The sequence below is a fragment of the Mitsuaria sp. 7 genome (assembly GCF_001653795.1).
Lineage (GTDB): Bacteria > Pseudomonadota > Gammaproteobacteria > Burkholderiales > Burkholderiaceae_C > Roseateles.
Genome location: NZ_CP011514.1, coordinates 5,358,821 through 5,384,120, shown reverse-complemented (window position 1 = coordinate 5,384,120; position 25,300 = coordinate 5,358,821). Strand labels below are relative to the sequence as shown.

Here is a 25,300-nt window from a genome sequence, read left to right as displayed (position 1 = left end):
CACGATCGCGCAAGTCCTGACCCCGAAAAAGCAGAAAGCGCCCACGAGGGGCGCTTCCAAAGGACTCCATCCGGACTCCTCTCCCGCACCGCGGGAGAGGGCAGGGGTGAGGGCCAGCGGCCGGAGCAGTACGACCAGGCCGCTCAGGCGCCCTTGCGCGCCATCGGCAGCAGGTAGTTCGCGACGGCGATGCAACGCTGACCGAGTTCTTCCTCGCTCACGCGCAAGCCGAAGCCCGCCATCGCCGGCGACGTCAGGAAACGCCCGCCGATCGCCACGCTGGGCACGCCGTCGATGTTGTACTGGTTCTGCAGCTTCTCGGCCTGCTGGCATTTGGACTGCACGGTGAAGGACTTGAAGGTCTCCTTGAACTTCGCCGGATCCACGCCCAGCGGCGCCAGGAACTTGGCCATCTCGTCCACGTCCAGCAGGCTCTGGTTGCCCCGGTGGATGGCGTTGAAGATGGCGGGGCGCACCTGCGCTTCCTTGCCCATCACTTCCAGCGCGAAGAACAGCTGCTGGTGGATCTTCACGTTGGCCCGGAACGCCACGTGGATCTTGCGGTACACGACGTCCGCGGGCAGCTGCTTGGCCCAGGCCTCGATCGTGGGCTCGAAGACGTAGCAGTGCGGGCAGCCGTACCAGAAGAACTCGATCACCTCGACCTTGCCCGGCACGGAACCCGCGACCGGCGTGGCCAGGCGCTGGTACTGGCGGCCCTCGACCGGACCGCCCTGGGCCTGCGCCGGCACGCCGGTCAGGAGCGCACCGCCGCCCGCGGCGGTGGACAGGGCCGTGAGGGCGTTGAATTCGCGACGCTTCATCTTCGATTCCTTGTTGGTTCCGCTGCGACCGGCGCCGCAGCGGCCGGCCATCCTAGAAAGTCAAACTTAGAGCGGCATTAACGTTGCATGACGACCGTACCGGTTCGATGCAGGCAACGCCCGGTCGCTCAGCGCTGGATCGCGACGAGGTTGGCTTCGACGCCCGCGCCCTCGAGTTTCTTCTGCTGCGCTTCCGCCTCGTCACGCGTGTCGAACGGGCCCAGGCGGACCCGGAACACCGTGCGACCGGACTGCTCGCGCTCCATCACCTTGGCCGAGAAGCCCTGGATCGCCAGCTTGGCGCGCTGCTGCTCGGCGTCCTCCATGCGCGTGTAGGCGCCGGCCTGGACGAAGAAGCTGCCGCGCGAGCCGTCGGGGCGCGCACCGTCGGCGCGCGGCTCGGTGGGACGCTGCTCCGGCTTGACGGACGGGATCTGGCTCTGGGCCTGCGGCTGAACCGCAGGGGCGCGTTCCACCGGGCGGCCTTCGACCGCTGGTGCCGGCGTCGTGCCCGTGCTGACCTGCGGCGCCGTCTGGGTCGCGGGGGGCACGACCGCCGGCGTCACCACGCCCGACGCGGCCTTCGCGCCGGCACGGCCGGCCAGCGGCGCGTTCGGGTCCCAGTTCCGGTTGCGTTCGGCTTCCTGGGCGTCCTGTTCCGCGGTGCGCTGCGGCAGCTTGTTGACGAACGGCACCGGGGCCTTCGTCACGTACAGGGCCACGCCCAGCGCGATCCCCAGCCCCAGCAGCAGGCCCACGATCAGGCCCATGGCGAATCCGCCGCGCTGCTTCTGTTTACTCATTGCTGCTCCTGCGAGTCACGTTCCATCGCGTCCGGGGCCGACACCCCCAGCACCGCCAGCGCGTTGCGCATCACCTGTCGCGTCGCGGCCAGCAGCGCCAGGCGCGCGCGCGTCAGGGCCGGGTCGTCGCCCAGCACGCGTTCGGCGCCATAGTAGCTGTGCAGCGCGCCCGCCAGATCGCGCAGGTAGAACGCGACGTCGTGCGGGGCCAGGTCTTGCGCCGCCGAGGTCAGCATGCGGGGATAGTCCGCCAGCTTGAGCATCAGCGCGGACTCGGTCGGCGCGTTCAGCAGCGACAGGTCGGCGCCGGCCACCGCGGCCTCGTCATGGCCCTGCTCGACGCCCTTGCGCAGCACCGAGCAGATGCGCGCATGCGCGTACTGCACGTAGAACACGGGGTTCTCGTCGTTGGCCTTGAGCGCCAGGTCGACGTCGAAGACGAATTCGGTGTCCGCCTTGCGGCTGATCAGGAAGAAGCGCACCGCGTCGCGGCTGGTCCAGTCGATCAGGTCGCGCAGCGTCACGTAGCTGCCGGCGCGCTTGGAGATCTTGACCTCGCCGCCGTCCTTCATGACGGTGACCATCTTGTGCAGCACGTAGTCGGGGAAGCCCTGCGGGATGCCGACGCCGGTGGCCTGCAGGCCGCCGCGCACCCGGGCGATCGTGCCGTGGTGGTCGCTGCCCTGGACGTTGATGCACTTGGAGAAGCCGCGCTTGAACTTGTTGACGTGGTACGCGACGTCCGGGACGAAGTAGGTGAAGGTGCCGTCGGACTTGCGCATCACGCGGTCCTTGTCGTCGCCGTAGTCGGTGGAGCGCAGCCACAGCGCGCCGCCGTCCTCATACGTCTTGCCGTTGGCGATGATGCGCGACACGGCGTCCTCGACCTGGCCGCCGCTGTACAGCGAGGACTCGAGGAAGTAGTTGTCGAAGCGCAGCCCGAACGCCTGCAGGTCCAGGTCCTGCTCGTGGCGCAGGAAGGCCACGGCGAACTGGCGGATCGAGTCGATGTCGTCCGGATCGCCCGACGCGGTGAACTCGCGGTCGTCGGCCTTCACCGTCTCCTTGCGCAGGAAGGCCTCGGCGATGTCCTGGATGTACTCGCCGTTGTAGAACTTCTTGCTCTCGGGGTTGTCTTCCTCGGTCGGCCAGACCGGGTCGCCGGGTTTGAATCCCTTGATGCGCAGCTGCGTGCTGTGGGCCAGCGTCCCGATCTGCACGCCGGCGTCGTTGTAATAGAACTCGCGGCTGACCTTCCAGCCCTGCGTCTCGAACAGGTGGCAGAGCGAATCGCCCAGCGCCGCCTGGCGCGCGTGGCCGACGTGCAGCGGACCGGTGGGGTTGGCGGAGACGAACTCGACCAGCGCCGAGGTCTCGCGCGCAGGCTGGTGGCCGAAGCGCGACGTCGCGGCGAAGACCTCGCCGACCACGGCCTGCCGGGCGGCCGGCTTCAGGCGGATGTTGATGAACCCGGGGCCGGCGATCTCCAGCGCGTCGACCCAGCGCTCGAACGCGGGCTGCGCCTGCAGCTGGGCGATCAGCGTCTGCGCCAGTTCGCGCGGGTTCTTCTTCAGCGCCTTGGACAGCTGCATCGCCGCGGTGCTGGCGAAGTCGCCGTGGGAGGCTTGCTTGGGGTTCTCGAAAGCGGCCGCGGGCGCGGCGGCGATGAGGCCGGCGTCAACGGCCTCCTGGCTCAGGCCCTGGAGCACGGTGCCGAGGGCGGCGAGCAATTCCTGCTTGGCTTGGATCATGGGGCCGCATTTTAGGGGACCTCCCCTGTAAGAGACCGTGTGCCCCCCCTTGCCCGCACCCTCTCCCTGGGGCAGGATGACCCTCCGATGAGCGCCTCCGACGATCTCCGTCCCTCCACCTTTTCCGAATCGACGCTCGGTGGACTGGCCGACCTGCCGGAGCAGATCGGCAAGTACCGCGTGCTGAGACGGCTGGGCGAAGGCGCGACCAGCGACGTCTTCCTCGCGATGGACGACTTCAAGGGCCAGGAGGTCGCCATCAAGCGCATGCGCGCCTGGTCGGCCGGCGGCCGGTCCGAGGAAGACACGCTCAGCATCCGCTTCTTCGCCGCCGAGGCCGCGCTGGCCGGCCGGCTGCAGCACCCGAACGTGGTGCAGATCCTCGACGCGGTGCAGGACGGCGACCTGCCCTACCTCGTCATGGAGTTCGTCCACGGCGTCACGCTGAAGCACTTCTGCCGCAACGACCGGCTGCTGCCGCTGGACCAGATCGTCGAACTCGGGTTCAAGTGCGCGATGGCGCTGTCGTATGTGTTCCGCCAGGGCGTCGTCCACCGCGACATCAAGCCCGCGAACCTGCTGGCGGTGCTCGACAGCCAGGGCCAGGTCACCGACCTGAAGGTCAGCGACTTCGGCAGCGCGCTCAATCTCAATGCCGACATGACGCAGGTGCATCGCGTCGGCTCGCTGGCCTACATGCCGCCGGAGCAGATCGAGGGCGGCGACGTCGGCGCCCAGGCCGACATCTATGCGCTGGGCGCCGTGCTGTACCACCTGGTGAGCGGCCGGCCGCCCTTCGACGCGCCCAACCAGATGGCGCTGATGCACCAGATCTACCACCAGGCGCCGCAGCCGCTGGTGGGCCAGCGCGGCGGCGTGACGGCGGAGCTGGACGCGGTCATCCAGCGCGCGCTCTACAAGCACCCGTCCGAGCGCTATCCCGACTGGGAGTCCTTCGGCCAGGCGCTGTCGGAGCTCGTGGCCAGGCAACTGGTGCCGCTGGCGCGGCTCAACGAGGTGAAGGACTCGGAGCGTTTCAACCTGCTGCGCGGGCTGGAGTTCTTCGCGGGCTTCGGCGACGTCGAGCTCTGGGAAGTCGTGCGGCGCGCGCGCTGGCGCCGTTATCCGCTCGACTACCTGCTGTTCAAGAAGGGCCAGGAAGGCAACACCTTCCACATCATCACGCAGGGCGAGGTCGAGGTCTGGCGCGACGAGGCGCTGGTCGCGACGCTGGGCACCGGCACCTCCGTCGGCGAGATGGCCTATCTGGCGCCGAATCCCGATCTGCGCCGCCACAGCACCGACATTCGGGTGACCCAACTTTGCACAACCGTGTCCTTCACGCCGGAGTCGCTGGGGCAGCTCAGTCCCGAGTGCCAGCACCGGTTCGACCGGGCTTTCATCCAGGTTCTTGTCAGGCGGCTCCATCTCGCCCATGAGGCGCTGGCTTCTCCGCGCCGGATCATGTGAGTGGCCCTCTGACTCGCACCAGCAGGCGCGCGTCGAATCGAGGCCAACCGGTCCGGGTCATCGGGTTTCTTGACGTACGTCAACCGCACTTGAGGGCGGTTCGTTCGTATGCTCAACTGCCTCACAGGTCCTTCCCCAAACCCCCTGTAGCCCCGTAGGAGAGAGTGATGAAACACCTGACCCCGACCTCGCTGTTCGCTGGTGCCCTGCTCGCGCTGGCCGCGCTGGGCGCGCATGCCGCGGACGATGCGAAGAAGGCACCGTCCGAGAAGCAGCTGAAGCAGCAGCAGCTGATGAAGTCCTGCAACGCCGATGCCAAGGACAAGTCCGGCGATGAGCGCAAGGTCTTCATGAGCAGCTGCCTGAAGGGCGAGACCGCTTCGGGCCCCGCGAAGACGGCTCAGCAGACCAAGATGACCACCTGCAACGCCGAGGCCAAGGGCAAGACCGGCGACGCCCGCAAGACGTTCATGAAAGAGTGCCTCTCCGCCAAGTAAGGCCGCGACTACGCGCGTGACGCCATGACACAAGGCCCTCTGACGAGGGCCTTGTTCATTGGGTGAGGACGCCCCGCGCGAGCATCACCGCCGCGATCGGGATCAGGATCAGCAGGTGCGCCTGCATCATCACGAGGCGGCGCGTAGCGCGGATCTCGGTCTCGCTGGGCAGGCCGCCGCCGCCGTCCAGCGTCTTCAGCCAGCGTCGGTAGGTCAGCGTCGGCTTGATCGAGATCAGCCCGATCACGACGAACATCCCGAACTTGAAGTGCAGCAGCGGCTGGTGCCAGTACCAGCCCAGGCCCTTCGTGCCCCACCAGGTGCGCGCCAGGCCGGTCTGCAGCACCGCCACCGCGGTGATGCCGTAGATCAGGTCCAGCCGCGAGAGGCGGCGCACGACGGCCGGGTTCATCCATTCGCTGCGGCACAGCGCCGCCTGGCTGGCCAGGAACACGACCAGGCTGAGGATGGCCACGATGTGCAGGCCGGCGAGCAGGGCTTCCAGGGTCATGGGGTCTCCGCGGTGGAGGCACGCGCCCAGCTTCCCCAGTAGTCGGGGCTGCCGTGATGCTCCTTGAGGAAGTCTATCCAGAGCCTCACCCGCAAGGGCAGGTGCTTGCGCTGGGGCAGCACGGCGAAGATGCCGTTGGGCGGCGCGGCGAAATCGTCGAGCACGCTGACCAGCTCGCCCGCATGCAGCGCCGCGGCCACTTCCCAGGTGCTGCGCCAGGCCAGGCCGAGTCCCTGCCGGCACCAGTCGTGGAGCACCTGGCCGTCGCTGCAGTCGAGCCGCCCGCTGGGCCGCAGATGCTGCACCTGGCCATCGATGCGGAAGGCCCATCCGCGGGTCTGGCTGGCGTCCGAACTCAGCGTCAGGCATTCGTGCCGCATCAGCTCGGACGGATGCCTGGGCGTGCCGGCGCGCTTCAGGTAGGAGGGCGCCGCCACGCACAGCCGCCGGTTGTCGGCCAGACGCATGCTGATCAGGCTGGAGTCGCTGAGGTCGCCGACCCGCACCGCGCAGTCGAAGCCTTCGTTGACGATGTCGACGACGCGATCGCTGAGATTGAGCGACAGGCTGACTTCCGGGTGCCGCGCCAGGAAGTCCGGCACCAGCGGCGCGACGTGGCGTCGACCGAAGCCCGCTGGCGCGGTGATCCGCAGATGGCCGCTCGCCTTCACGCCGCCAGCGCTGACGCTGGCCTCGGCGCTGGCGAACTCGGCGAGCAGGCGTTGGCAGTCCTCGAGGAAGGCGATGCCCTCGTGCGTCAGCGTCAGCTTGCGCGTCGTGCGCAGCAGCAGCTTCACGCCCAGCCGCGCCTCCAGCGCGTCGAGGCGGCGACCCATCACCGCCGGGGCCACGCCCTCGGCCTGCGCGGCGGCGGTGAGGCTGCCCTTGGTCGCGACCAGCGCGAAGGACTCGATCTGTTTGAGGCGGTCCATGGAGGACCATTGTTGGACCGTTGCGCCGCCCGAGGCAATGAATGACGACCCTGGTCGTTGTTATTTGTGCAAAAAAGTCAGGGATCCTCGACCGGGGCCGACATGAATCGACGCGTCCTCACGCCCTACAGTCAAGCAACCGTTGAACCGTCTTTCGGAGCCGTCATGACCGCACGCAGCCAACACCACCGCCTCCAGGTCGATGCCGCCCTGGCCCGTTTCATCGAGACCGAGGCGCTGCCCGGCACCGGCGTCGAACCGGCCGCGTTCTGGCACGGCTTCGACGCGCTGGCGCATGAGCTGGCGGCGAAGAACGCCGCGCTGCTGGCCGAGCGCGACCGGCTGCAGACCGAGATCGACGGCTGGCATCGCGCCCATCCCGGCCCGATCGCCGACATGGCGGCGTATCAGGCTTTCCTGAAGCAGATCGGCTATCTGGTGCCGCTGCCGGCGGATCCGAAGGCGACGACCGCCAACGTGGACGCCGAGCTCGCGATCCAGGCCGGCCCGCAGCTGGTGGTGCCCATCCTGAACGCCCGCTATGCGCTGAACGCGGCGAACGCGCGCTGGGGCTCGCTCTATGACGCGCTCTACGGCACCGATGTCATTGCCGAGACCGACGGCGCCGAGCGCGCCGGCGGCTACAACCCGGTGCGCGGCGCGAAGGTCATCGCCTTCGCCCGCCAGGTGCTGGACCAGGCCGCGCCGCTCGCGGGCGCCTCCCACGCCGACGCGACCGGCTACACCGTGAACGGCACGGCGCTGGCCGTCGCGCTGAAGGACGGCCGCACGGTCGCGATGGCCGATGCAGCCCAGTTCATCGGCTATCTGGGCGATGCGGCCGCACCGACGGCGATCCTGCTGGGTCACAACGGCATCCATCTCGAGGTCCAGTTCGATCGCAGCTCGACGATCGGCCAGACCGACGCCGCAGGCATCTCGGACGTGCTGATGGAATCGGCGCTGTCGACCATCCTCGACCTCGAGGACTCGATCGCCGCCGTCGACGCCGAGGACAAGCTGCTCGCCTACCGCAACTGGCTGGGCATCCTGCGCGGCTCGCTGACCGAGGAGGTCAGCAAGGGGGGCCGGACCTTCGTCCGACGCCTGAATCCGGACCGCGTCTACAAGGCCGCCGGCGGCGGCGACGACGTCGTGCTGCCGGGCCGCTCGCTGCTGTTCGTCCGCAACGTCGGCCACCTGATGACCAACCCCGCCATCCTGCTCGAGGGCGATCGCGAGATCCCCGAGGGCATCCTGGACGCCGTCGTCACGACGCTGATCTCGGTCCACGACCTGAAGCAGCTGTCCGGCTCCGGATTGCGCAACTCGCGCCGCGGTTCGATCTACATCGTCAAGCCGAAGATGCACGGCCCGGCCGAGGTCGGCTTCGCCAACGAGCTGTTCGGTCGCGTCGAGCAGTTGCTCGGCCTGCCGGCCTCGACCGTCAAGCTCGGCATCATGGACGAGGAGCGCCGCACCAGCGTCAACCTGGCGGCCTGCATCGCCGCGGCGCCCAGCCGCGTCGCCTTCATCAACACCGGCTTCCTGGACCGCACCGGCGACGAGATGCACACCGCGATGCTCGCCGGTCCGATGCTGCGCAAGGGCGACATGAAGGCCAGCGCCTGGATCCAGGCCTACGAGCGCAACAACGTGCTGACGGGCCTGAGCGCCGGCCTGCGCGGTCGCGCCCAGATCGGCAAGGGCATGTGGGCGATGCCCGACCTGATGGCCGCGATGCTCGAACAGAAGATCGCCCATCCCAAGGCCGGCGCCAACACCGCCTGGGTGCCCAGTCCGACCGCCGCGACGCTGCATGCGCTGCATTACCACCAGGTCAGCGTGGCGCAGGTCCAGCAGCAGATCGAGGCCGAGGCGCCGGGCGTCGATCGCGCGGAACTGCTGCAGCGACTGCTCACGATCCCCGTGGCGGCCGATCCGTCGTGGAGCGACACCGAGAAGCAGCAGGAGCTGGACAACAACATCCAGGGCATCCTCGGCTACGTGGTGCGCTGGATCGATCAGGGCGTCGGCTGCTCGAAGGTCCCGGACATCAACCAGGTCGGCCTGATGGAAGACCGGGCGACTTTGCGCATCTCCAGCCAGCATGTGGCGAACTGGCTGCACCACGGCGTCGTGACTGAACAACAAGTTCGGGCGACATTCGAACGCATGGCGGTCATAGTCGACGCCCAGAACGCGGGAGACCCGCTGTACGAACCGATGGCCGGCCATCCGAACAGCATGGCGTATCAGGCGGCGCTCGATCTGGTGTTCAGAGGGCGTGAACAGCCGAGCGGCTACACCGAGCCGCTGCTGCACGCCTGGCGGCAGAAGCGCAAGGCGGCGGGATCTGCCGCCGGCGGCTGAACGCCAGACCAACAGTAACCATCTGTCGCGAATCGCCGTCTTCGTGCGGCGTACGTCCTCAGAGTGCCAAGCGATCTTCGGGTCGCTTTTTTTGTGTCCGCTCGTATCGATTTCAGCACTTGTCCTGTCGGACGACGCATGACTTCCAGCACCCGGGTGCCATTCGACATGCCGGAAATGGCGATCTTCGTTCGTTCAAGGATGGAAAACCCTTAGGGGCCGTCCCTGGGGCCGGGGGCAATTCCTGTTCCTTAAAGTTTGTTCACCTACGCGCAGTGTCCGATGACACAAAGTCATCAGCTCTGGAATCATTTTTGCCATTTGACGGATCCGGCATGACCTCTTCGCTTCAACTCCGCCGTGTGAGCCTCGCGGCCGCGCTGCTCGCCGCCTCGATGGGCGCCGCACACGCCCAGGAAAACACCCAGCTCGAACGCATCGAGATCACGGGCTCGAGCATCAAGCGCGTGGCCAACCAGGGCGCGCTGCCCGTCCAGCTGATCACGCAGGAAGAGATCAAGGCCTCCGGCGCAAACAACGTCGCCGACCTGATCCAGCGCCTGCCCGCGATGGGCGGCAACCTGACGATCGGCGACATCGCCATCGGCTCGAACTCGGGCGGCATCGCCACGGCCTCGATCCACGGCGTCGGCGAAAGCTACACGCTGGTGCTGCTGAACGGCCGCCGCATCGCCCCGACGGGCTCGGGCAGCCGGATCAACCTGAACTCCATCCCGATGAGCGCCATCGAGCGCATCGAAGTCCTGACCGACGGCGCCTCCGCGCTGTACGGCTCGGACGCCATCGCCGGCGTGGTGAACTTCGTCCTGAAGAAGAACGTGCAGGGCGGCAACCTCACCGCCACCTACAGCAACCCGCGCGGCGACGGCGGCACCTCCTACAACGTGAGCGGCAGCTACGGCTTCGGCGACCTGCAGCGCGACGGCTTCAACGTCATGGCCACCTATCGCCGTGACGAACAGAAGCAGCTGAAGTCCGGCGACCGCGACTTCTCCAAGAGCGCCTTCCTGCCGATCAACTTCAACGGCCGGAACTACGCCTACGACCGCACCAGCCCGTCGGCCGATCCGGCCAACGCCTCGGTCGTCTTCAAGCGCCTGGCCGGCGAACCCACGACCACGCCGGTCCTGGGTGCCTACGCCTTCAACCCGTACCGCATGGCCAACGGCCAATGCGCGCCGAACAACGTCTACAGCCTGGCCAACACCATCCCGGCCAACTCGAACGTCAAGAGCGGCACTGCCCAGTGCGCGTTCGACTTCGTCAGCACGATCGACGTCTATCCGGAATCGACCCGCGACTCGGTGTTCGTCACCGGCGAGCTGAAGATCAACGACAAGATCAAGCTGTTCTCCGACGTGGCCTTCACGCGTCTGGACCTGACCGCGCGCATCGCCCCGAACCCGGTGCCGATCGCCATCGCGACCACGTCGCCGCTGTTCACCAAGTACGTCGCGCCGTACCTGACGCCGGCCCAGATCGCCCACATCGACACGGTGTCCGCGAGCTATCGCGCCACCGACTTCGGCACCCGCGACTCGCAGACCGTCACCGACGCGAAGCACGTCGTCGTCGGCGCCGACGCTGAATTCGGCAACTGGTCGGTGAACGGTGCCCTGACCTGGTCCGAGAACGCGCTGGACGAGAAGTACGTCGGCGGCTACTTCAAGGCCAAGGAGTTCAACAACATCCTGGCCACCGGCGCGCTCGACCCGTTCGTGCCGTCCGGCAACCAGAGCGCCGCGACGCAGCAGCTGATCAGCGACTCGATCTATCACGGCACGATCCGCGAAGCCTCGACGACGCTCAAGGGCGCCGACGTGCGCGCCTCCAGCGAGATCTTCAACCTGCCGGCCGGCGCGGTCAGCCTGGGCGTCGGCGCGGACTTCCGCAACTACCACTTCAAGCAGACGCCGTCGGCCGACGCGGTCAACGGCGTGATCTACAACTTCGCGGCGAACCCGAAGTACGACCTGGCGCGCGACAACGTCGGCGCCTTCGCCGAATTCGTGATCCCGGTCGTGAAGGGCCTGGAAATGACCGCCGCGCTGCGCTACGACAGCATCAGCAAGATCAAGGACGCCGTGAACGGCCGCGACTTCGGCAAGACCGAGAGCGCCACGACCTACAAGCTGTCCGCCAGCTACAAGCCGACCAGCACCCTGGTGCTGCGCGGCTCCTACGGCACCGGCTTCAAGGCCCCGGACATGCTGGACATCGCCCAGCCGCTGGTGAACAACGGCGTGACGGCTTCCAGCTACAACTGCCCGTTCCCCGGCGACGGCAGCGGCGCGGCGCCCTGCAAGCCCGGCAAGCAGCAGTACACCCAGCTCTCGGGCGGCAACGAGAACCTGAAGCCGGAAAAGTCCAAGCAGGCCACCCTGGGCATCCGCTTCGACCCGACCCGCAACTTCGGCGGCAGCCTGGACTACTGGCAGCTGGACCTGCGTGACGCGGTCTCCGCGGTCTCCGCGAACCAGGCGTTCGCCAATCCCGAGCAGTTCAAGTCCCTGTTCACGACCTACAAGCTGCCGGCCGAAGCGAACCCGCTGTACGCGTTCATGTCGATGTCCACCAACATCGGCAAGTCCAACTACAAGGGCCTGGACTGGGCCCTGGACGGCCGGATCAACATCGAAGGCCTGGGCCGCCTGACCACCACGGTCAACGGCACCTACATGATCCAGGCCAAGTACACGCGCCCGGGCACGTCCAACGACTTCACCGACAGCCTCGGCAAGTACGGCGTGGACGCGCAGGTGATCTTCCGCAACACGGCGCAGGCCAAGTTCGCGCTGGACACCGGCAAGCTCACCAACGCCCTGGTCGTGAAGTACCGCTCCGGCTACAAGGACATCCAGCAGACCGTGCGTGACCTGCAGACCGGTCAGAACACCCAGATCCAGCTGCTGGTGCCGAACTACATCACCTTCGACTACCAAGGCACCTACCGCTACAACAAGGCGCTGGAACTGCGTCTGGGCATCCAGAACCTGACCGACCAGAACCCGCCGCTGACGCTGCGCGACTCGTCGGGCCACCAGGTCGGTTACGACCCGCGTTACGCCAGCCCGCTGGGCCGCACCGTTTATCTGACGGGCAGCTACAACTTCTGATCGGCGCCTGAACAGGAGGGGATTCGGATAATCCGTGCGTACAGCGCGCGGATACTGACGAATCCCCGACCAAACGACCGGCGGCATTGTTGCAGTCGGGATACAGCCTGTTGCCACCCCGCAACGAGTTGGGCGCTTGACGATTCGGACATTCCTCGGGAGAGGCGTGTCCGCCGATACCCCTGCCTTGGCCGGAAGTCACCCGTGACGCCGGTCATGCAGGGGTATCGGCCATTCTGGGGATGCCCCCGTTCCCGGTGACCCGGACCGCCTCAATTAGTAGGAACCCGCGCCGGCCGTCGAATTCCAGTCATTGACACTTCTTTCACGCGACCTTCACGCAATTGTGCGGAGTGGGGTCGTCGGTCACGTTTCGCGCGACGCCACAAGCGCCGCCGCTCGACACCTCTAGGAGTGTTTCTTTGAAGAACAAACTGAACGCGGTGAGCCTGGCAGTTGCCGCCACCATTGCAATCGCGTCGTCGGCCGCCGTTGCACAAGCCCAGGATCAGACCCAGCTGGAACGCGTCGTCGTGACGGGTTCGGCGATCAAGCGGATCGCTGCCGAAGGCTCGGTGCCGGTGCAGACCGTCACCCGCGCCGAGATCGAACGCAGCGGCGTGACCTCGGTGGTCGAGCTGATGCAGAACCTGTCGTCCGTGCAGGGCGGCATCACCGAAGGTGACACCGTCGGCGGCGGCGGCGGCGGCCAGGCCACCGTTTCCATCCACAACCTCGGCGGCGACCGCACACTGGTCCTGCTGAACGGCCGCCGCCTGATCGGCGAAGCCGGCGGCGCGGTGGACCTGAACATGATCCCGCTGTCGATCATCGACCGCGTGGAAGTGCTGACCGACGGCGCCTCGGCCCTGTACGGCTCCGACGCGGTCGCCGGCGTGGTGAACTTCATCACCCGCACCAACTCGTCGCGCAAGAACATCTCCGCCTTCGTGTCCGTGCCGACCGAAAGCGGCGGCAAGGAGCGCAGCGCCTCGATCTCCGGGGGCTTCGGCGACCTGGACACCAACGGCTTCAACGTCATGTTCGGCCTGTCGATGGACAAGCGCGACTCGCTGACGGCCAACCAGCGTGAGTTCTCGAAGACCGGCGTCATCAACTTCGGCCACAACGGCCAGGACTACCAGTTCTTCAACGGCTCGCCATCGGCCATCCCCGGCAACGTGAACGTGCCGGTCCGCAACCCGGACGGCACGATCGGCTCGGAACCCCGCAACGCCTACCTGGTCCAGAACGGCAAGTGCGCGGATCGCAACGTGCAGGTCGGCCAGGCCTGCTACTTCGACTACGCCGGCACCGTCGAGGCCTTCCCGGATCGCGAGCGCACCAACCTGTTCGGTTCGGGCTCAGTGAAGCTGGGCGAGCACACGCTGCGCGCCGACCTGCTGCTGGGCAAGACCAAGACGAGCGGCAAGATCGCCGCCGTGCCGGGCTCGGTGGCCGTGGACCCGAACGGTCCGTTCGCCTCGCAGCTGGCCGCCGTCGGCTACACCCCGGCCTACCTGCAGTCGCTGGGCCTGGATCCGGCCCGCATCGCGTCGGTGTCCTACCGCGCCTTCGACCTGGGCAACCGCACCAGCACCTTCGACCGCGACAACAAGGCCCTGTGGCTGCAGCTCGACGGCCAGCTGGCCGGCTGGGACTACACCGCCACCGCCGGTTACCAGCGCGCCGAAGTCGAGGAAAGCAACTCCGGCTATCCGCTGGCCAAGGCCTTCGGCGCCCTGCTGCGCAGCGGCGTCTACAACCCGTTCGTGCTGGCCGGCGAGCAGTCGCAGGCCGCCAAGGACGCGGTCGCCAAGATCATGATCTCCGGCGCCTACAGCGTCGAGACCAGCACCCTCGCCAACGTCGACTTCCGCGCCTCGCGTGAGATCTTCAAGACCTCCGCCGGCGGCGCCTACCTGGCGCTGGGCCTCTCGGCGCAGCAGGACAAGGTCGAGGACAATCCGGGCCTGGTCGCCCGCGGCGAAGGCGGCGTCAACGGTGACGACCAGCGCTTCGGCGACAGCACCGTCGTGATCCCGTACAACGCCAAGCGCGACACGATGGGCGCCTTCGCGGAACTGGTCGTCCCGGTCCTGAAGAACCTGGAAGTCACCGGCGGCGTCCGCTACGACAACTACCGCCACGTCGACAGCGCGACCAACGGCAAGGTGTCGTTCAAGTACACCCCGGCACCGGAACTGCTGTTCCGCGGCTCGTTCGGCACGGGCTTCCGCGCCCCGACGCTGCGCCAGCTGTACCGTCCGCTGCAGGAGTTCGGCGTGACGGCCTCGCCGTACACCTGCAACGCCGGCATGGCGGCGGTGGCGGCCAGCCTGGGCGCGGTCTGCCAGGCCGGCGACAAGCAGTACAACGTCTTCACGGGCGGCGTCGAGACGGTCAAGCCGGAAGAGTCCAAGCAGGCCACGCTGGGCTTCCGCGTCGAGCCGACGAGCAGCTTCTCGTTCGGCGCCGACTGGTGGTGGGTGGGCATCGACAAGACCTTCGGCTCGGTGGACGAGAACGAGGCCTTCAACAATGCCCAGAAATACTCCAACCTGTTCCTGGTCTACACCGACCCGGTCACGGCTGAGAAGTTCCTGGCCTACAACGCCAGCACGACCAACCTGGGCAAGTCGTTCAGCAGCGGCATCGATTTCGACGTGACCGGCCGCGTGAACACGCCGATCGGCCGCCTGACCTCCAACCTGCGCGCCACCTACATGCTGGATCGCAAGGTCCAGCTGCTGGCCGGCGGCGAGTACTTCTCGGACGTCGCCGACAACCAGGCCTCGCTGGGCACGGTCACCTTCCGCTGGAAGGGCCAATGGACCAACACGCTGCAGCACGGCAACTGGGTGCATGCCGCCAACGTCAACTTCCAGTCCGGCTACAAGGACTTCGAGACGGAAGTCGAGAACCTGGGCACCGGCGACTTCGAGAACGTGCGCCTGAAGGTCAAGCCGTACGTGACCCTGGACTGGCAGACCGCCTACACCTGGAACAAGCAGCTGACGGTCGCCCTGGGCATCAAGAACGTGTTCGACAAGGAACCGCCCCTGTCGCTGCGCGCCAACGGCGGCCACATGCTGGGCTTCGACTACCGCTACTACAGCCCGATGGGCCGGACCGTCCAGGTCAGGGCCAGCTACGACTTCTGATCGACCGCGACGCCCCGCCGCACCACGGCGGGGCGTCGCCCTCGCATCACGACAAGGACTCCTCCGGGAGTCCTTTTTTTTCGTCTGCACGAATCAGCGTTCGACGACAAGAGCGGCAAGCCGCTTAGTCCAAGTTAAGTATTGTTTCCCTGTCTCGTTGAATATTCATAAACCATTGTCTCAACGAATATTTTCCGTATTCATCAAATCCGATTGATAAATTCACCGTTGCCGTATGCCGACGATTCTTATCGCTATCTTCACGTAATACATACAAGTATTCAACATTTCGGGCGAAAACCGTCCGAAACCCTGCCGGTCGAAATCCGACATCGGCGCGGGAGTTAAGCGTTCGTAAATTCCGAAACTGTGGCGCAGGTGCGACCGAACCGTCATGAAACGGTAAGGAGAAACCCGCGAAAACAGCCCGTTTCGGCGCGCGCCGTCCCAAATTCGCGCGCTTTACGAACACGCACCTATGACCTCTGGCAATTCGTCAGCACACTTTTGTCAGGCCTCGCGATGCGGGGCCGTTTCAATTCCGGCCTGCCGCACCCACGAGGAGGGCGGGCGCTCCCCCTAGAGGTGCATATGTACAAGCTGAACGCGGTGAGCCTGGCAGTCGCCGCCACCTTCGCGGCCGCGTCCCTTCCGACGCTCGCCCAAAGCGACAACTCCACCCTGGAGAAGGTCGTCGTGACGGGCTCGGCGATCAAGCGCATCGACGCTGAAACCGCCGTGCCGGTGACCGTGGTGAAGATGGACGACCTGCGCAAGTCGGGCGTGACGTCCGTCGAACAGATCATGGCCAACCTGACCTCGGTCCAGTCGTCGACGAACACGGCCCAGTCGATCGGTTCCAGCAGCGGCGGCGCCAGCTTCGCCGACATGCGCGGCATCGGCGCCGACAAGACGCTGGTGCTGCTCAACGGCCAGCGCATCGCCAACAACGCGGTCGACGGCTCGGCGCCCGACCTGAACATGATCCCGTTCGCGGCCATCGACCGCATCGAAGTGCTGCGCGACGGCGCCTCGTCGCTGTACGGCACGGACGCGATCGGCGGGGTGATCAACTTCATCACCAAGACGAGCTACCAGGGCTTCACGATCACCGGCGGCTATGACTCGCCGCAGCACGCCGGCGGCAAGACCCGCAGCGTGAACGCCGGCTTCGGCTACGGCGACCTGGAGTCCCAGGGCTTCAACATCTTCGGCTTCGCCAGCTACAAGAAGAGCGACAACATCTCCGGCTCGCAGCGCGACTTCAACAAGCGCGTCGTCGGCGGCCTGTCGTACAGCACGGATCCGGCGAACTACACGCAGGACTTCGAGCATTACTACAACCCGACGCTGCCGGACTGCTCCGGCACGCAGGTCAAGAACGTCAACGGCGAGTGCCGCATCGTCACGCCGGCCTTCGTCGACTTCCAGCCCAAGACCGAGGTGTACTCGGGCATGCTCAAGGGCAGCCTGATGGTCAACAAGGACCTGACGCTGGGCGCCGAAGTCTTCGCCACCCGCAGCAAGGTCACGACGCTGGTCGCGCCGGTGCCGTACGGCGGTTACTACATCAATCCGGGCACGGCGTTCTACCCGACCGGCAACGCCAACATCAGCCCCACCTTCGACGACGGCAGCGCCGGCGCCCCGGGCTTCTCGCCGACCAAGGCCTTCCCGAATCCGGTCAACGTGCTGCCGGGCTTCGTGTACGTGCTGTGGCGCGACTTCCCCAACGGCTCGCGCGAGCAGATGAACCAGAACGACCAGCAGCGCATCCTGCTGACGGCTGAAGGCGCGGGCCTGGGCTGGGACTACTCGGTCGCGGGTTCGTACAACCACAACAAGGTGCAGCAGTTCCTGACCGGCGGTTATGGCGACGGCGACATGATCGGCGAAGGCCTGCTGGAAGGGATCATCAACCCCTTCGGCGCGCAGACCGCCGCCGGCACCCAGCTGCTGCAGGACGCGGCGCTGAACGGCAAGCTGCAGCACGCCATCGGCGAGGTCTACAACATCAACGCCCATGCCAGCCGCGAAGTCGGCGACTGGCTCGGCGTCGGCCGTGCCGCGCAACTGGCCCTGGGCGTCGAATACCGCCACGAGCGTTTCAAGTCGGTCCCGGAAACGGACTTCGCCGCCAAGGTGGAAGTCTCGACCGGCGTCTCGCCCACCTTCCACTCCGAAGGGTCGCGCAGCGTCAAGGCGCTGTACGGCGAGCTGAACCTGCCGGTGCTCAAGAGCCTGGATATCACCGGCTCGCTGCGCTACGACAAGTACAGCGACTTCGGCAGCAGCACCAATCCCAAGGTGAGCTTCCGCTTCCAGCCGGTCAAGGAAGTGCTGGTCCGCGGTTCGGCCTCGACGGGCTTCCGCGCGCCGACGCTGTTCGAGCTGTACGGCAACCAGGCCTACACGAACACCGCCGGCAACTACGCCAACCCGATCACCTGCCCGGCCGGTACGGGCGGTTCGCAGTGCTCGGCGCAGTTCCAGGTGCTGAACTCGGGCAATCCCAACCTGAAGCCTGAGAAGTCGCAGAGCGAGACCCTGGGTATCGTGGTGCAGCCGCTCAACAACCTGAGCCTGAGCCTGGACTTCTGGTCCGTGCACCTGAAGGACTCGATCGGCTCGATCCCGCAGTTCGCGCTGTTCAACAACTACGCCGCCTACCCGCAGCTGCAGCAGTACTTCCACCCGAACGCCGCGGGTCAGCTGTCGGTCATCAGCAACTGCCCGAGCGCGCAGTGCGGCTACGTCGACCAGACCCTGCAGAACCTGGGCAAGGTCCGCACGAACGGCTTCGACATCGGCGGCCAGTACCGTCTGTCGACGCAGGTCGGCGCCTTCGACTTCGCGCTGAACAGCACCTACGTCAACAAGTACGAGTTCCAGGACTTCAAGGACGGCTACTGGGTCTCGGCCGCCGGCCAGTACGGCGAGTCCGGTCCGGTCTTCCGCTGGCAGCACAACCTGTCGACCAACTGGCACTACAACGACTTCGGCGGCGGTTTCGTCGTGCACTACAAGTCGGGCTACAAGGACTTCGACCCCGCGGCGCACGCGCGTGTCCCGTCGTACACGACGACGGACATCTACGGCACCTGGTCGCCGCTGAAGTCGCTGTCGCTGACCGCCGGTGTGCGCAACCTGTTCGACCGCGATCCGCCGTTCACCAACCAGACCGACCTGTTCCAGGCCGGCGGCTGGGATTCGCGCTACGCCGACGCGACGGGCCGCGCGTACTACGTGCGCGCCACCTACAACTACTGATCGCCGGCGACGCCGGAGTGCCTCGGCGCTCCGGCCTCCCGCGCCAGTGGCACACGGACGAGAGGGATCCCCCTCTCGTTTTTTTTCGTCCGTACGTCGTCGCGCCCCGGCGGCGCGGGAATCGCCGGTCCCGCCGACCCGGCAGGCTCCCTAGAATGTGCGGTTTCGTCTTCGTCCGAAACGCCTACATGTCCGTCGAGTCGTCCGCGGGTCTGCCCGCCGCCTGCCAGATCCTCATCATCGGCGCCGGTCCCGCCGGCAGCGCGGCCGCCCGATGGCTGGCCAAGGCCGGCGTGGACGTGGTGTTCGCCGACCAGCAGCCGCTGGGTCGCGACAAGGTCTGCGGCGACGGGCTGATCCCGGACGCGCACCACGCGCTGGAACGCCTGGGCCTGCTGGACCGCGTGATGGCCAAGGCGCAGCGCTCGGCGCATGTGGGTTGCATCGGACCGCGCGGCGGCCGGATCGACGTGCCGGGCCACCTCGCGGTGCTGCCGCGCAGGCAGCTCGACGAGATCCTGAACCTCGGCGCGCAGGAAGCCGGCGCCCGGTTCCTGGCGCCGGCCCGTTTCGAGGCGGCGCTGGAAGACGCGCAGGGCCGCGTGCGCGGCGCGCGCTTCACCATCGACGGCCAGCCTCACGAGATCGCCGCCGACTGGGTGATCCTGGCCACCGGCGCGGTGCCGAAAGCGCTCACGGCCGCCGGCATGTGCGAGCGCCACACCCCCAGCGGCGTCGCGCTGCGCGGCTACGTGCGCGCGCCGGCGATGGCCGGCGAGATCAAGGCGCTGGAGGTGGTCTGGTGCAAGCCCGTGCAGCCGGGCTACGGCTGGATCTTCCCGGCGCCGGACGGCAGCTTCAACATCGGCGTCGGCGTGACCGACAGCCACAAGGACATGGCCGGCAAGGGGCAGAAGAAGGACGTCAACCTGCGCGCCATCTTCGACGCCTTCGTCGAGCACTACCCGCCCGCGAAGCGCCTGATGGCCGAGGGCGAACTGATCGGGGAACTCAAGGGCGCGCCGCTGCGCTGCACGCTCAACGGCGCGCGCTGGACGCGGCCCGGACTGCTGGTCACGGGCGAGGCGGCAGGGTCGACCTACTCGTTCACCGGCGAAGGCATCGGCAAGGCGATGGAGACCGGTCTCCTGGCCGCGGAAGCCATCCTGGCGCACCGCGCCGGCACGGCGGGGAACGGCGACGGCCTCCACGCCATCGACGCCCCGGTCCGCGAGCAGTACGAGCAGGGCCTGCGCGCGCTGCAGCCGAAGTACGACCTCTACGAGCGCGGCAACCGCGTGAACCGTTTCCCCTGGCTGGCGGACCTGCTCATCTGGCGCGCGCAGAAGAGCCCGCGCCTGCTGAAGCGGATGAGCGGCGTGCTCAACGAGACCAGCAACCCCGGCAACCTGGTCAGCCTGAAGGGGCTGACGCGGCTGTTCCTGGAATGACCGGGTGCATGATGAGCCCAGCGCCCTGAGCCAGGAGAGACCGCGATGTGCCAGCTGATGGGCATGAACGCCCGCCGACCGACCGATGTGATGTTCAGCTTCGCCGGGCTGGCGACGCGGGCGCACGAGCACAAGGACGGCTTCGGCATCGCGTTCTTCGAGGGGCGTGGGCTCCGGCACTTCGTCGACCACCACAGCGCACGGGTTTCGCCGCTGGCGGAGCTGGTCAAGACCTATCCGATCCGCAGCGACGTCGTCATCGCGCACATCCGCAAGGCGACGCAGGGCGTGGTCTCGCTGGAGAACACCCACCCGTTCGTGCGCGAGCTGTGGGGCCGCTACTGGGTGTTCGCGCACAACGGCGACCTGAAGGGCTTCGCGCCGCGGCTGCATGCGGCGTTCAAGCCGGTGGGCCAGACCGACAGCGAGCAGGCCTTCTGCTGGCTGATGCAGGAACTGGCCAAGGCGCATGCCGACATGCCGGCGATCGAGGAACTGAACCACACCTTGCGCGAGCTGCTGCCGAGGCTCAACGGGCACGGCACCTTCAACATGCTGCTGTCCAACGGGCAGGCGCTGTGGGCGCACGGCTCGACCAAGCTGCATTACCTGCTGCGCCAGCCGCCGTTCGGCCACGTCACGCTGCAGGACGAGGACATGAGCGTCGACCTCGCCGCCAAGACCACCGAAGACGACCGCATCGCCATCGTCGCCACCGAGCCGCTCACGCGCGGCGAGGCCTGGATCCCGATCGAACCGGGCACCTTGAAGGTCTTCGTCGGCGGCGAGCCTCAGTGCTAGCCGTGGCGGCCGGTGCCCCGTGGAGCGAATGCCGAGCGTGAGGAGGCGATTGAGCGGAACGGGGCACCGGCCGCCACGGCAGCTGCTCGGTCGCCGCAGTCGGCTGACCGTCCCTGCCACCTGCCATTCGCCGCATCCTGAGGCGTTGACCGGACCCGTCGCCTAGACTCGCCCCATGACTTCGCCCAGCGCTTCCGCCGACGCAGTCCCCCGTGACAAAGGGGACTGGACGCAATGGCTGTTCCCCGGTCCGCGCCGTGTGTTCACCGAAGCGGAGATCGAGCGCTCCGGTTTGAAGACCTGGTCCACTGTGGTCGACAGCTACGTGATGAGCAACGTGCTGGTGCTGGGGCTGGTCTTCTACACGATGCTGCCGCGCGAGCTGGCCCACGTGATCCTGATCGGCGGGCTGGGGATGGCCTCGCTGGGGCTGGGCGTGGCGCGCTGGCTGTGGCGCCAGCCGACCCGCACGCGCTTCAACGGCGCGACCTTCGCGCTCAGCGTGCTGATGGTGCTGTTCACGCTGGGGATGGTGAAGGCGGGCTTCCGCGCCGAGGCCCGCGACCTGCTGCCCTTCGTGGCGGGCGGGATGACGCTGACGGTGTCGTCGTGGTGGTTCCTGACGCTGTACCGGACGCAGCAGCTGAGCGCGCGGCTGGCCGAGCTCGACGCGCAGGAGGAGCGCATCGCGATGGCGCAGCGGCTGGCGACGGCGCAGATCCAGCCGCACTTCCTGTTCAACACGCTGGCGTCGCTGCAGCACTGGGTCGACACCCGCGACGACCGCGCCGGCCCGATGCTGCGCTCGCTGACGCGCTACCTGCGGGCGACGCTGCCGATGTTCGAGCAGGACCGGCTGCCGCTGGAGCAGGAGCTGCAGATCGTGCGCAGCTACCTGGACATCATGCAGGCGCGGCTGGGGCAGCGCCTGAGCTGGTCGCTGGACACGGACGAGACCGCGCAGGCCGCGATCGCCCGCACGAGCCTGCCGCCCGGCACGCTGCTGACGCTGGCGGAGAACGCCATCACGCACGGCATCGAGCCCAGCCTGCGCGGCGGTCACATCGCCGTGCGGGTGAAGGCGGCGGGCGGGCACCTGCGCCTGGAGGTGCAGGATGGCGGCCAGGGCCTGCCGCCGGGTGCCTGTGAGGGTCTGGGCCTCGCCAACACGCGCGAACGGCTCAGGGCCCAGTTTGGTGGCCGTGCGACGCTGGGCCTGGAATCCGGGCCTGTGGACGCGCCGGGATGCCTCGCCTGGGTCGAGGTGCCGGCCGCCTGACGGTCGCAGGATCCGCGGACGCCCGCAGGGCGCATCGGTCACATCGGGGAGACGACACGCATGACGACAAAGATCCGCACGCTGATCGCGGACGATGAGGAAGGTCCGCGCGAACAGTTGCGCGCCGCGCTGGCGCGTCTGGCGCCGGAGATCGAGATCGTGGCGGCCAGCGTCAACGGCTGCGACGCCTGGGACGACTGCCTGGCGCACGAACCGCAGCTGTGTTTCCTCGACATCCGCATGCCGGGCATGTCCGGCCTGGAGGTCGGGCAGCGCCTGTCGCAGCTGGCGGAGCCGCCGCAGGTCGTGTTCGTCACCGCCTATGGCGATCACGCGCTGACCGCTTTCGAGGCCGGCGCGGTGGACTACGTGCTGAAGCCGGTCGAGGATGCGCGGCTGGAGCAATGCATCCAGCGCCTGAGACAGCGTCAATCATTGAACGGCGCCGTGCCGGACGACGACGACCCGGAGCACGGTGCGGCCCATCGCGCGGGATCGTCGGCGATGCCCGCCGCCACGCTGGAACTGCTGCGCCAGCTGCTGCCCGCGCAACGGCCCTCGATGCGTCCCATCCAGGCCAGCCAGGGTCGCGAGATCCAGCTGATCGCGCCCGACGACATCCTGTTCTTCCAGAGCGACAGCCGCTACACGCGCGTGGTGCACCGCGACGGCGAGGCGTGGATCCGCACCGCGCTCAAGGAGCTGTTGAGCGACCTCGACCCGGGCGTGTTCTGGCAGGTGCACCGTTCGGTGCTGGTCAACAGCCGCTTCATCACCAGCGCGACGCGTGTCGACGAGAACACGATGCAGCTCTCGCTGAAGGGCTGCGACGAGAAGCTGCCCGTGTCCAGACAATTCCAGGGCTTGTTCAAGGGGCAGTGATGCGGACACGCGGCATGCGACGAGACCTTCGCGGAACGAGGCCGCTGGCGGTCGCGTTGTCTGCCTTCTTCGCCACCTTCGCCTTCTTCGCCGCCGGGGCGGTGCAGGCGCGCGTCACGCGCATCGTCGTGGACGAGGTGGCGCCGCTGATCGGCGAGCAGCGCGGCTATGAGCAGATCCGGGGACGCGCGTTCGGCGAGCTCGATCCGGCCGACCCGCACAACGCGGTGATCACGGATCTCAAGCTGGGGGCCGATGCCGACGGCCTCGTGCGCTACGAGACGAACTGGGTGCTCACGCGGCCCGTCGGGCGAAAGGCGGCCAGCGGCTTCCTGTGGCACGACGTGCCCAACCGCGGCGATGAGGTCCGGCTGCAGTCCGGCGAGTTCGCTGCCGGCGACATCGGCCTGCGCAGCGGCTGGCAGGCCGACAACGCGGGCGGCACCGGCGTGCCGCGCACGCGGCCCGAAGCGGCCCGCAACCACTACGTCCGCGCTCCGCTCGCGCGCATCGACGGCAAGCCGGTGACCGGCACGGTGATGGCGCGCATCGTCAACCGCAGCGGACCGGACTCGCAGCCGTTGATGGTGCAGGGCAATCCGATGCCTTACCTGCCGGTCTCGCTGGACACGGCCGGCGCGACGCTGACGGTCCACACGAAGGAGACCGTCGACGGCCGCATCACGGCGGCCGGCACGGTCGATGCGAAGGACTGGGCCTTCGCCCGCTGCAATCGCGGACAGCCGTTCCCCGGCGCACCGATCGACATCGATCCATCGCACGCGCCGGCCAACCTGCCCATCCACGTCTGCCTTCGCAACGGCTTCGACGCGGACAAGGTCTACCAGCTCGTCTACACGGCCGGCAACGCCTATGTTCTGGGCGTCGGCATGGCCGCGTTCCGCGATGTCGGCGCGTTCTTCCGGTACGCGAAGGCGGACGACACCGGCACCCCCAACCCGATTGCCGGCCAGGTCCGCGGCAGCGCGATCCGGGGCGTCTCGCAATCGGGGAACATGGTCCGGCAGTTCCTGTTCATGGGCCTGAACGAGGACGAGGCCGGGCGCCAGGTGCACGACGGCGCCTGGGCCATCATCGCGGGCCGCCGCGTCGCGGCGAACGCGCGCTGGGCGCAGCCGGACGGCGTCCTCGAACTCTTCCAGATGGGCAGCGAGGGCCCGCAGTGGTGGGTCGACTGGGCCGACAAGGCGCGAGGCCTTCCCGCGAAGGGATTGCTGACCCGCTGCACCGCGGGCAAGACCTGCCCCAAGGTGTTCGAGCACTTCGGCGCCGCCGAGGTCTACGCCTTGAAGCTCTCGCTGGAGTGGGTGGGATCGTCGGCGGACACGGACATCCCGCTCGCGCCGAACGTGCGTCGCTACTACGTCGCCGGCAGCCCGCACGGCGGCGGAGCCGGAGGCTTCCGCCACGAGGCGGAGAGTCCCGCCTTCAACTGTCCCGGCAACAACTTCGGCCAGGCGACGCTGGCGCCGAATCCGCTCCCGCACCGCGAGCTGCGCAACGTGCTGAGCGCGGCGATGCGCGATTGGGTGCTGAAGGGAACGCCCCCGCCACCGAGCCGCTATCCGATGCTGGCACGCGGCCAGCTCGTCGATCCGACACGCGAGGCGATGGGATTCCCGCTCGGCGTGCCGGGCATTCCGCAGCGCGTGTTCCTGCCGGAGAACTTCGTCTTCCCCGTCTTCGATTACGACTGGGGGCCAGGCTTTGACCGCGTGGAGGCGTCGGGCGTGCCGGACCAGATCCCGCCGAGGATCAGACGCGTGCTGCCGGCGAAGGTGCCGCGCGTCGATGCCGATGGGAACGAGGTCGGCGGCGTGCCGACGGTGCTGTCGATGGCGCCGCTGGGCACCTACCTCGGCTGGAACATCACCGCCGACGGCGTCCATGCCGGGCAGGTCTGCAACTACGCCGGGGGCTACGTGCCGTTCGCCCGGACGCGCGCGGAGCGCGAGGCCAACGGGGATCCGCGCCGCTCACTCGAAGAGCGGTATCGCGATCACGCCGGCTACGTCGCCGCTGTGAAAGCGGCGGCAGAAAAAGCAACGGCGGAAGGATTTCTCCTGTCCGCCGATCGCGATCGTCTGCTCAAGGAAGCCTCCGAGAGCGACGTGTTGCGCTGAGGATTGGACGC

16 protein-coding genes are annotated in these 25,300 nt (G+C 67.6%); 11 read left to right on the top strand and 5 right to left on the bottom strand.

The features are described from left to right. Positions 1-143: 143 nt before the first annotated feature. The 3 genes from ABE85_RS23650 to argS all read right to left on the bottom strand — a co-directional run bounded on the left by ABE85_RS23650 (position 144) and on the right by argS (position 3,378). Entirely contained in the window at positions 144-824 is a 681-nt protein-coding gene (locus tag ABE85_RS23650; RefSeq protein WP_067283439.1) for a thiol:disulfide interchange protein DsbA/DsbL, read from the bottom strand. 128 nt (positions 825-952) lie between these two features. After that, complete coding sequence (locus ABE85_RS23645) at positions 953-1,627, bottom strand: SPOR domain-containing protein (RefSeq protein ID WP_067280598.1); 675 nt, start codon at positions 1,625-1,627, stop codon at positions 953-955. After that, positions 1,624-3,378: an arginine--tRNA ligase gene (argS, locus tag ABE85_RS23640; RefSeq protein WP_067280596.1), complete on the bottom strand. Its 1,755-nt coding sequence runs from the start codon at positions 3,376-3,378 to the stop codon at positions 1,624-1,626. Before argS ends, ABE85_RS23645 begins: the two co-directional genes overlap by 4 nt. 87 nt (positions 3,379-3,465) lie before the next feature. Between argS and ABE85_RS23635 the strand changes: the two genes are divergently transcribed. Both ABE85_RS23635 and ABE85_RS23630 read left to right on the top strand, forming a co-directional pair. Then, on the top strand, positions 3,466-4,848 hold the full coding sequence (locus tag ABE85_RS23635) for a serine/threonine-protein kinase (RefSeq protein ID WP_082938895.1): 1,383 nt from the start codon (positions 3,466-3,468) through the stop codon (positions 4,846-4,848). 167 nt (positions 4,849-5,015) lie between these two features. After that, positions 5,016-5,345: a PsiF family protein gene (locus ABE85_RS23630; protein ID WP_067280594.1), complete on the top strand. Its 330-nt coding sequence runs from the start codon at positions 5,016-5,018 to the stop codon at positions 5,343-5,345. Between the two features lie 55 nt (positions 5,346-5,400). On the opposite strand, the gene ABE85_RS23625 is transcribed toward ABE85_RS23630, so the two are convergent. Together ABE85_RS23625 and ABE85_RS23620 are read right to left on the bottom strand one after the other, a co-directional pair. After that, on the bottom strand, positions 5,401-5,856 hold the full coding sequence (locus ABE85_RS23625; protein ID WP_067280591.1) for a DUF2214 family protein: 456 nt from the start codon (positions 5,854-5,856) through the stop codon (positions 5,401-5,403). Then, positions 5,853-6,788 (bottom strand): LysR family transcriptional regulator, encoded by a 936-nt coding sequence (locus ABE85_RS23620; protein WP_067280587.1) that lies wholly within the window; start codon positions 6,786-6,788, stop codon positions 5,853-5,855. Before ABE85_RS23620 ends, ABE85_RS23625 begins: the two co-directional genes overlap by 4 nt. A 165-nt stretch (positions 6,789-6,953) precedes the next feature. Between ABE85_RS23620 and ABE85_RS23615 the strand changes: the two genes are divergently transcribed. From ABE85_RS23615 to ABE85_RS23575, 9 genes are all read left to right on the top strand, one after another. Further along, entirely contained in the window at positions 6,954-9,161 is a 2,208-nt protein-coding gene (locus ABE85_RS23615; protein WP_067280583.1) for a malate synthase G, read from the top strand. Between the two features lie 335 nt (positions 9,162-9,496). Next, positions 9,497-12,298: a TonB-dependent receptor gene (locus ABE85_RS23610; protein ID WP_067280580.1), complete on the top strand. Its 2,802-nt coding sequence runs from the start codon at positions 9,497-9,499 to the stop codon at positions 12,296-12,298. 422 nt (positions 12,299-12,720) lie between these two features. Then, on the top strand, positions 12,721-15,462 hold the full coding sequence (locus tag ABE85_RS23605) for a TonB-dependent siderophore receptor (RefSeq protein ID WP_197507136.1): 2,742 nt from the start codon (positions 12,721-12,723) through the stop codon (positions 15,460-15,462). Positions 15,463-16,053: 591 nt separating this feature from the next. After that, positions 16,054-18,732 (top strand): TonB-dependent siderophore receptor, encoded by a 2,679-nt coding sequence (locus tag ABE85_RS23600; protein WP_067280578.1) that lies wholly within the window; start codon positions 16,054-16,056, stop codon positions 18,730-18,732. Positions 18,733-18,920: 188 nt separating this feature from the next. Further along, positions 18,921-20,183: an NAD(P)/FAD-dependent oxidoreductase gene (locus tag ABE85_RS23595; RefSeq protein ID WP_067283432.1), complete on the top strand. Its 1,263-nt coding sequence runs from the start codon at positions 18,921-18,923 to the stop codon at positions 20,181-20,183. 45 nt (positions 20,184-20,228) lie between these two features. Continuing rightward, positions 20,229-20,984 (top strand): class II glutamine amidotransferase, encoded by a 756-nt coding sequence (locus ABE85_RS23590; protein ID WP_067280575.1) that lies wholly within the window; start codon positions 20,229-20,231, stop codon positions 20,982-20,984. A 175-nt stretch (positions 20,985-21,159) separates the two neighbouring features. Further along, positions 21,160-22,263 carry a sensor histidine kinase gene (locus ABE85_RS23585; protein ID WP_082938892.1) on the top strand — a complete coding sequence of 368 codons (1,104 nt, stop codon included), beginning with the start codon at positions 21,160-21,162 and terminating at the stop codon, positions 22,261-22,263. A 60-nt stretch (positions 22,264-22,323) separates the two neighbouring features. Further along, a complete protein-coding gene (locus ABE85_RS23580; protein ID WP_067280570.1) occupies positions 22,324-23,145 on the top strand; it encodes a LytTR family DNA-binding domain-containing protein in 822 nt (273 codons plus the stop codon). A 14-nt stretch (positions 23,146-23,159) separates the two neighbouring features. Next, on the top strand, positions 23,160-25,289 hold the full coding sequence (locus ABE85_RS23575; RefSeq protein WP_067283430.1) for an alpha/beta hydrolase domain-containing protein: 2,130 nt from the start codon (positions 23,160-23,162) through the stop codon (positions 25,287-25,289). Positions 25,290-25,300 lie beyond the last annotated feature (11 nt).

Excerpts from the sequence above, each read along its gene's own strand:
- ABE85_RS23645 (WP_067280598.1), bottom strand. The coding sequence starts at position 1,627 with ATGAGTAAACAGAAGCAGCGCGGCGGATTCGCCATGGGCCTGATCGTG.
- ABE85_RS23615 (WP_067280583.1), top strand. The coding sequence starts at position 6,954 with ATGACCGCACGCAGCCAACACCACCGCCTCCAGGTCGATGCCGCCCTG.
- ABE85_RS23585 (WP_082938892.1), top strand. The coding sequence starts at position 21,160 with ATGACTTCGCCCAGCGCTTCCGCCGACGCAGTCCCCCGTGACAAAGGG.
- argS (WP_067280596.1), bottom strand. The coding sequence starts at position 3,378 with ATGATCCAAGCCAAGCAGGAATTGCTCGCCGCCCTCGGCACCGTGCTC.
- ABE85_RS23610 (WP_067280580.1), top strand. The coding sequence starts at position 9,497 with ATGACCTCTTCGCTTCAACTCCGCCGTGTGAGCCTCGCGGCCGCGCTG.
- ABE85_RS23600 (WP_067280578.1), top strand. The coding sequence starts at position 16,054 with ATGTACAAGCTGAACGCGGTGAGCCTGGCAGTCGCCGCCACCTTCGCG.
- ABE85_RS23580 (WP_067280570.1), top strand. The coding sequence starts at position 22,324 with ATGACGACAAAGATCCGCACGCTGATCGCGGACGATGAGGAAGGTCCG.
- ABE85_RS23650 (WP_067283439.1), bottom strand. The coding sequence starts at position 824 with ATGAAGCGTCGCGAATTCAACGCCCTCACGGCCCTGTCCACCGCCGCG.
- ABE85_RS23630 (WP_067280594.1), top strand. The coding sequence starts at position 5,016 with ATGAAACACCTGACCCCGACCTCGCTGTTCGCTGGTGCCCTGCTCGCG.
- ABE85_RS23635 (WP_082938895.1), top strand. The coding sequence starts at position 3,466 with ATGAGCGCCTCCGACGATCTCCGTCCCTCCACCTTTTCCGAATCGACG.
- ABE85_RS23590 (WP_067280575.1), top strand. The coding sequence starts at position 20,229 with ATGTGCCAGCTGATGGGCATGAACGCCCGCCGACCGACCGATGTGATG.
- ABE85_RS23595 (WP_067283432.1), top strand. The coding sequence starts at position 18,921 with ATGTCCGTCGAGTCGTCCGCGGGTCTGCCCGCCGCCTGCCAGATCCTC.
- ABE85_RS23575 (WP_067283430.1), top strand. The coding sequence starts at position 23,160 with ATGCGACGAGACCTTCGCGGAACGAGGCCGCTGGCGGTCGCGTTGTCT.
- ABE85_RS23625 (WP_067280591.1), bottom strand. The coding sequence starts at position 5,856 with ATGACCCTGGAAGCCCTGCTCGCCGGCCTGCACATCGTGGCCATCCTC.
- ABE85_RS23620 (WP_067280587.1), bottom strand. The coding sequence starts at position 6,788 with ATGGACCGCCTCAAACAGATCGAGTCCTTCGCGCTGGTCGCGACCAAG.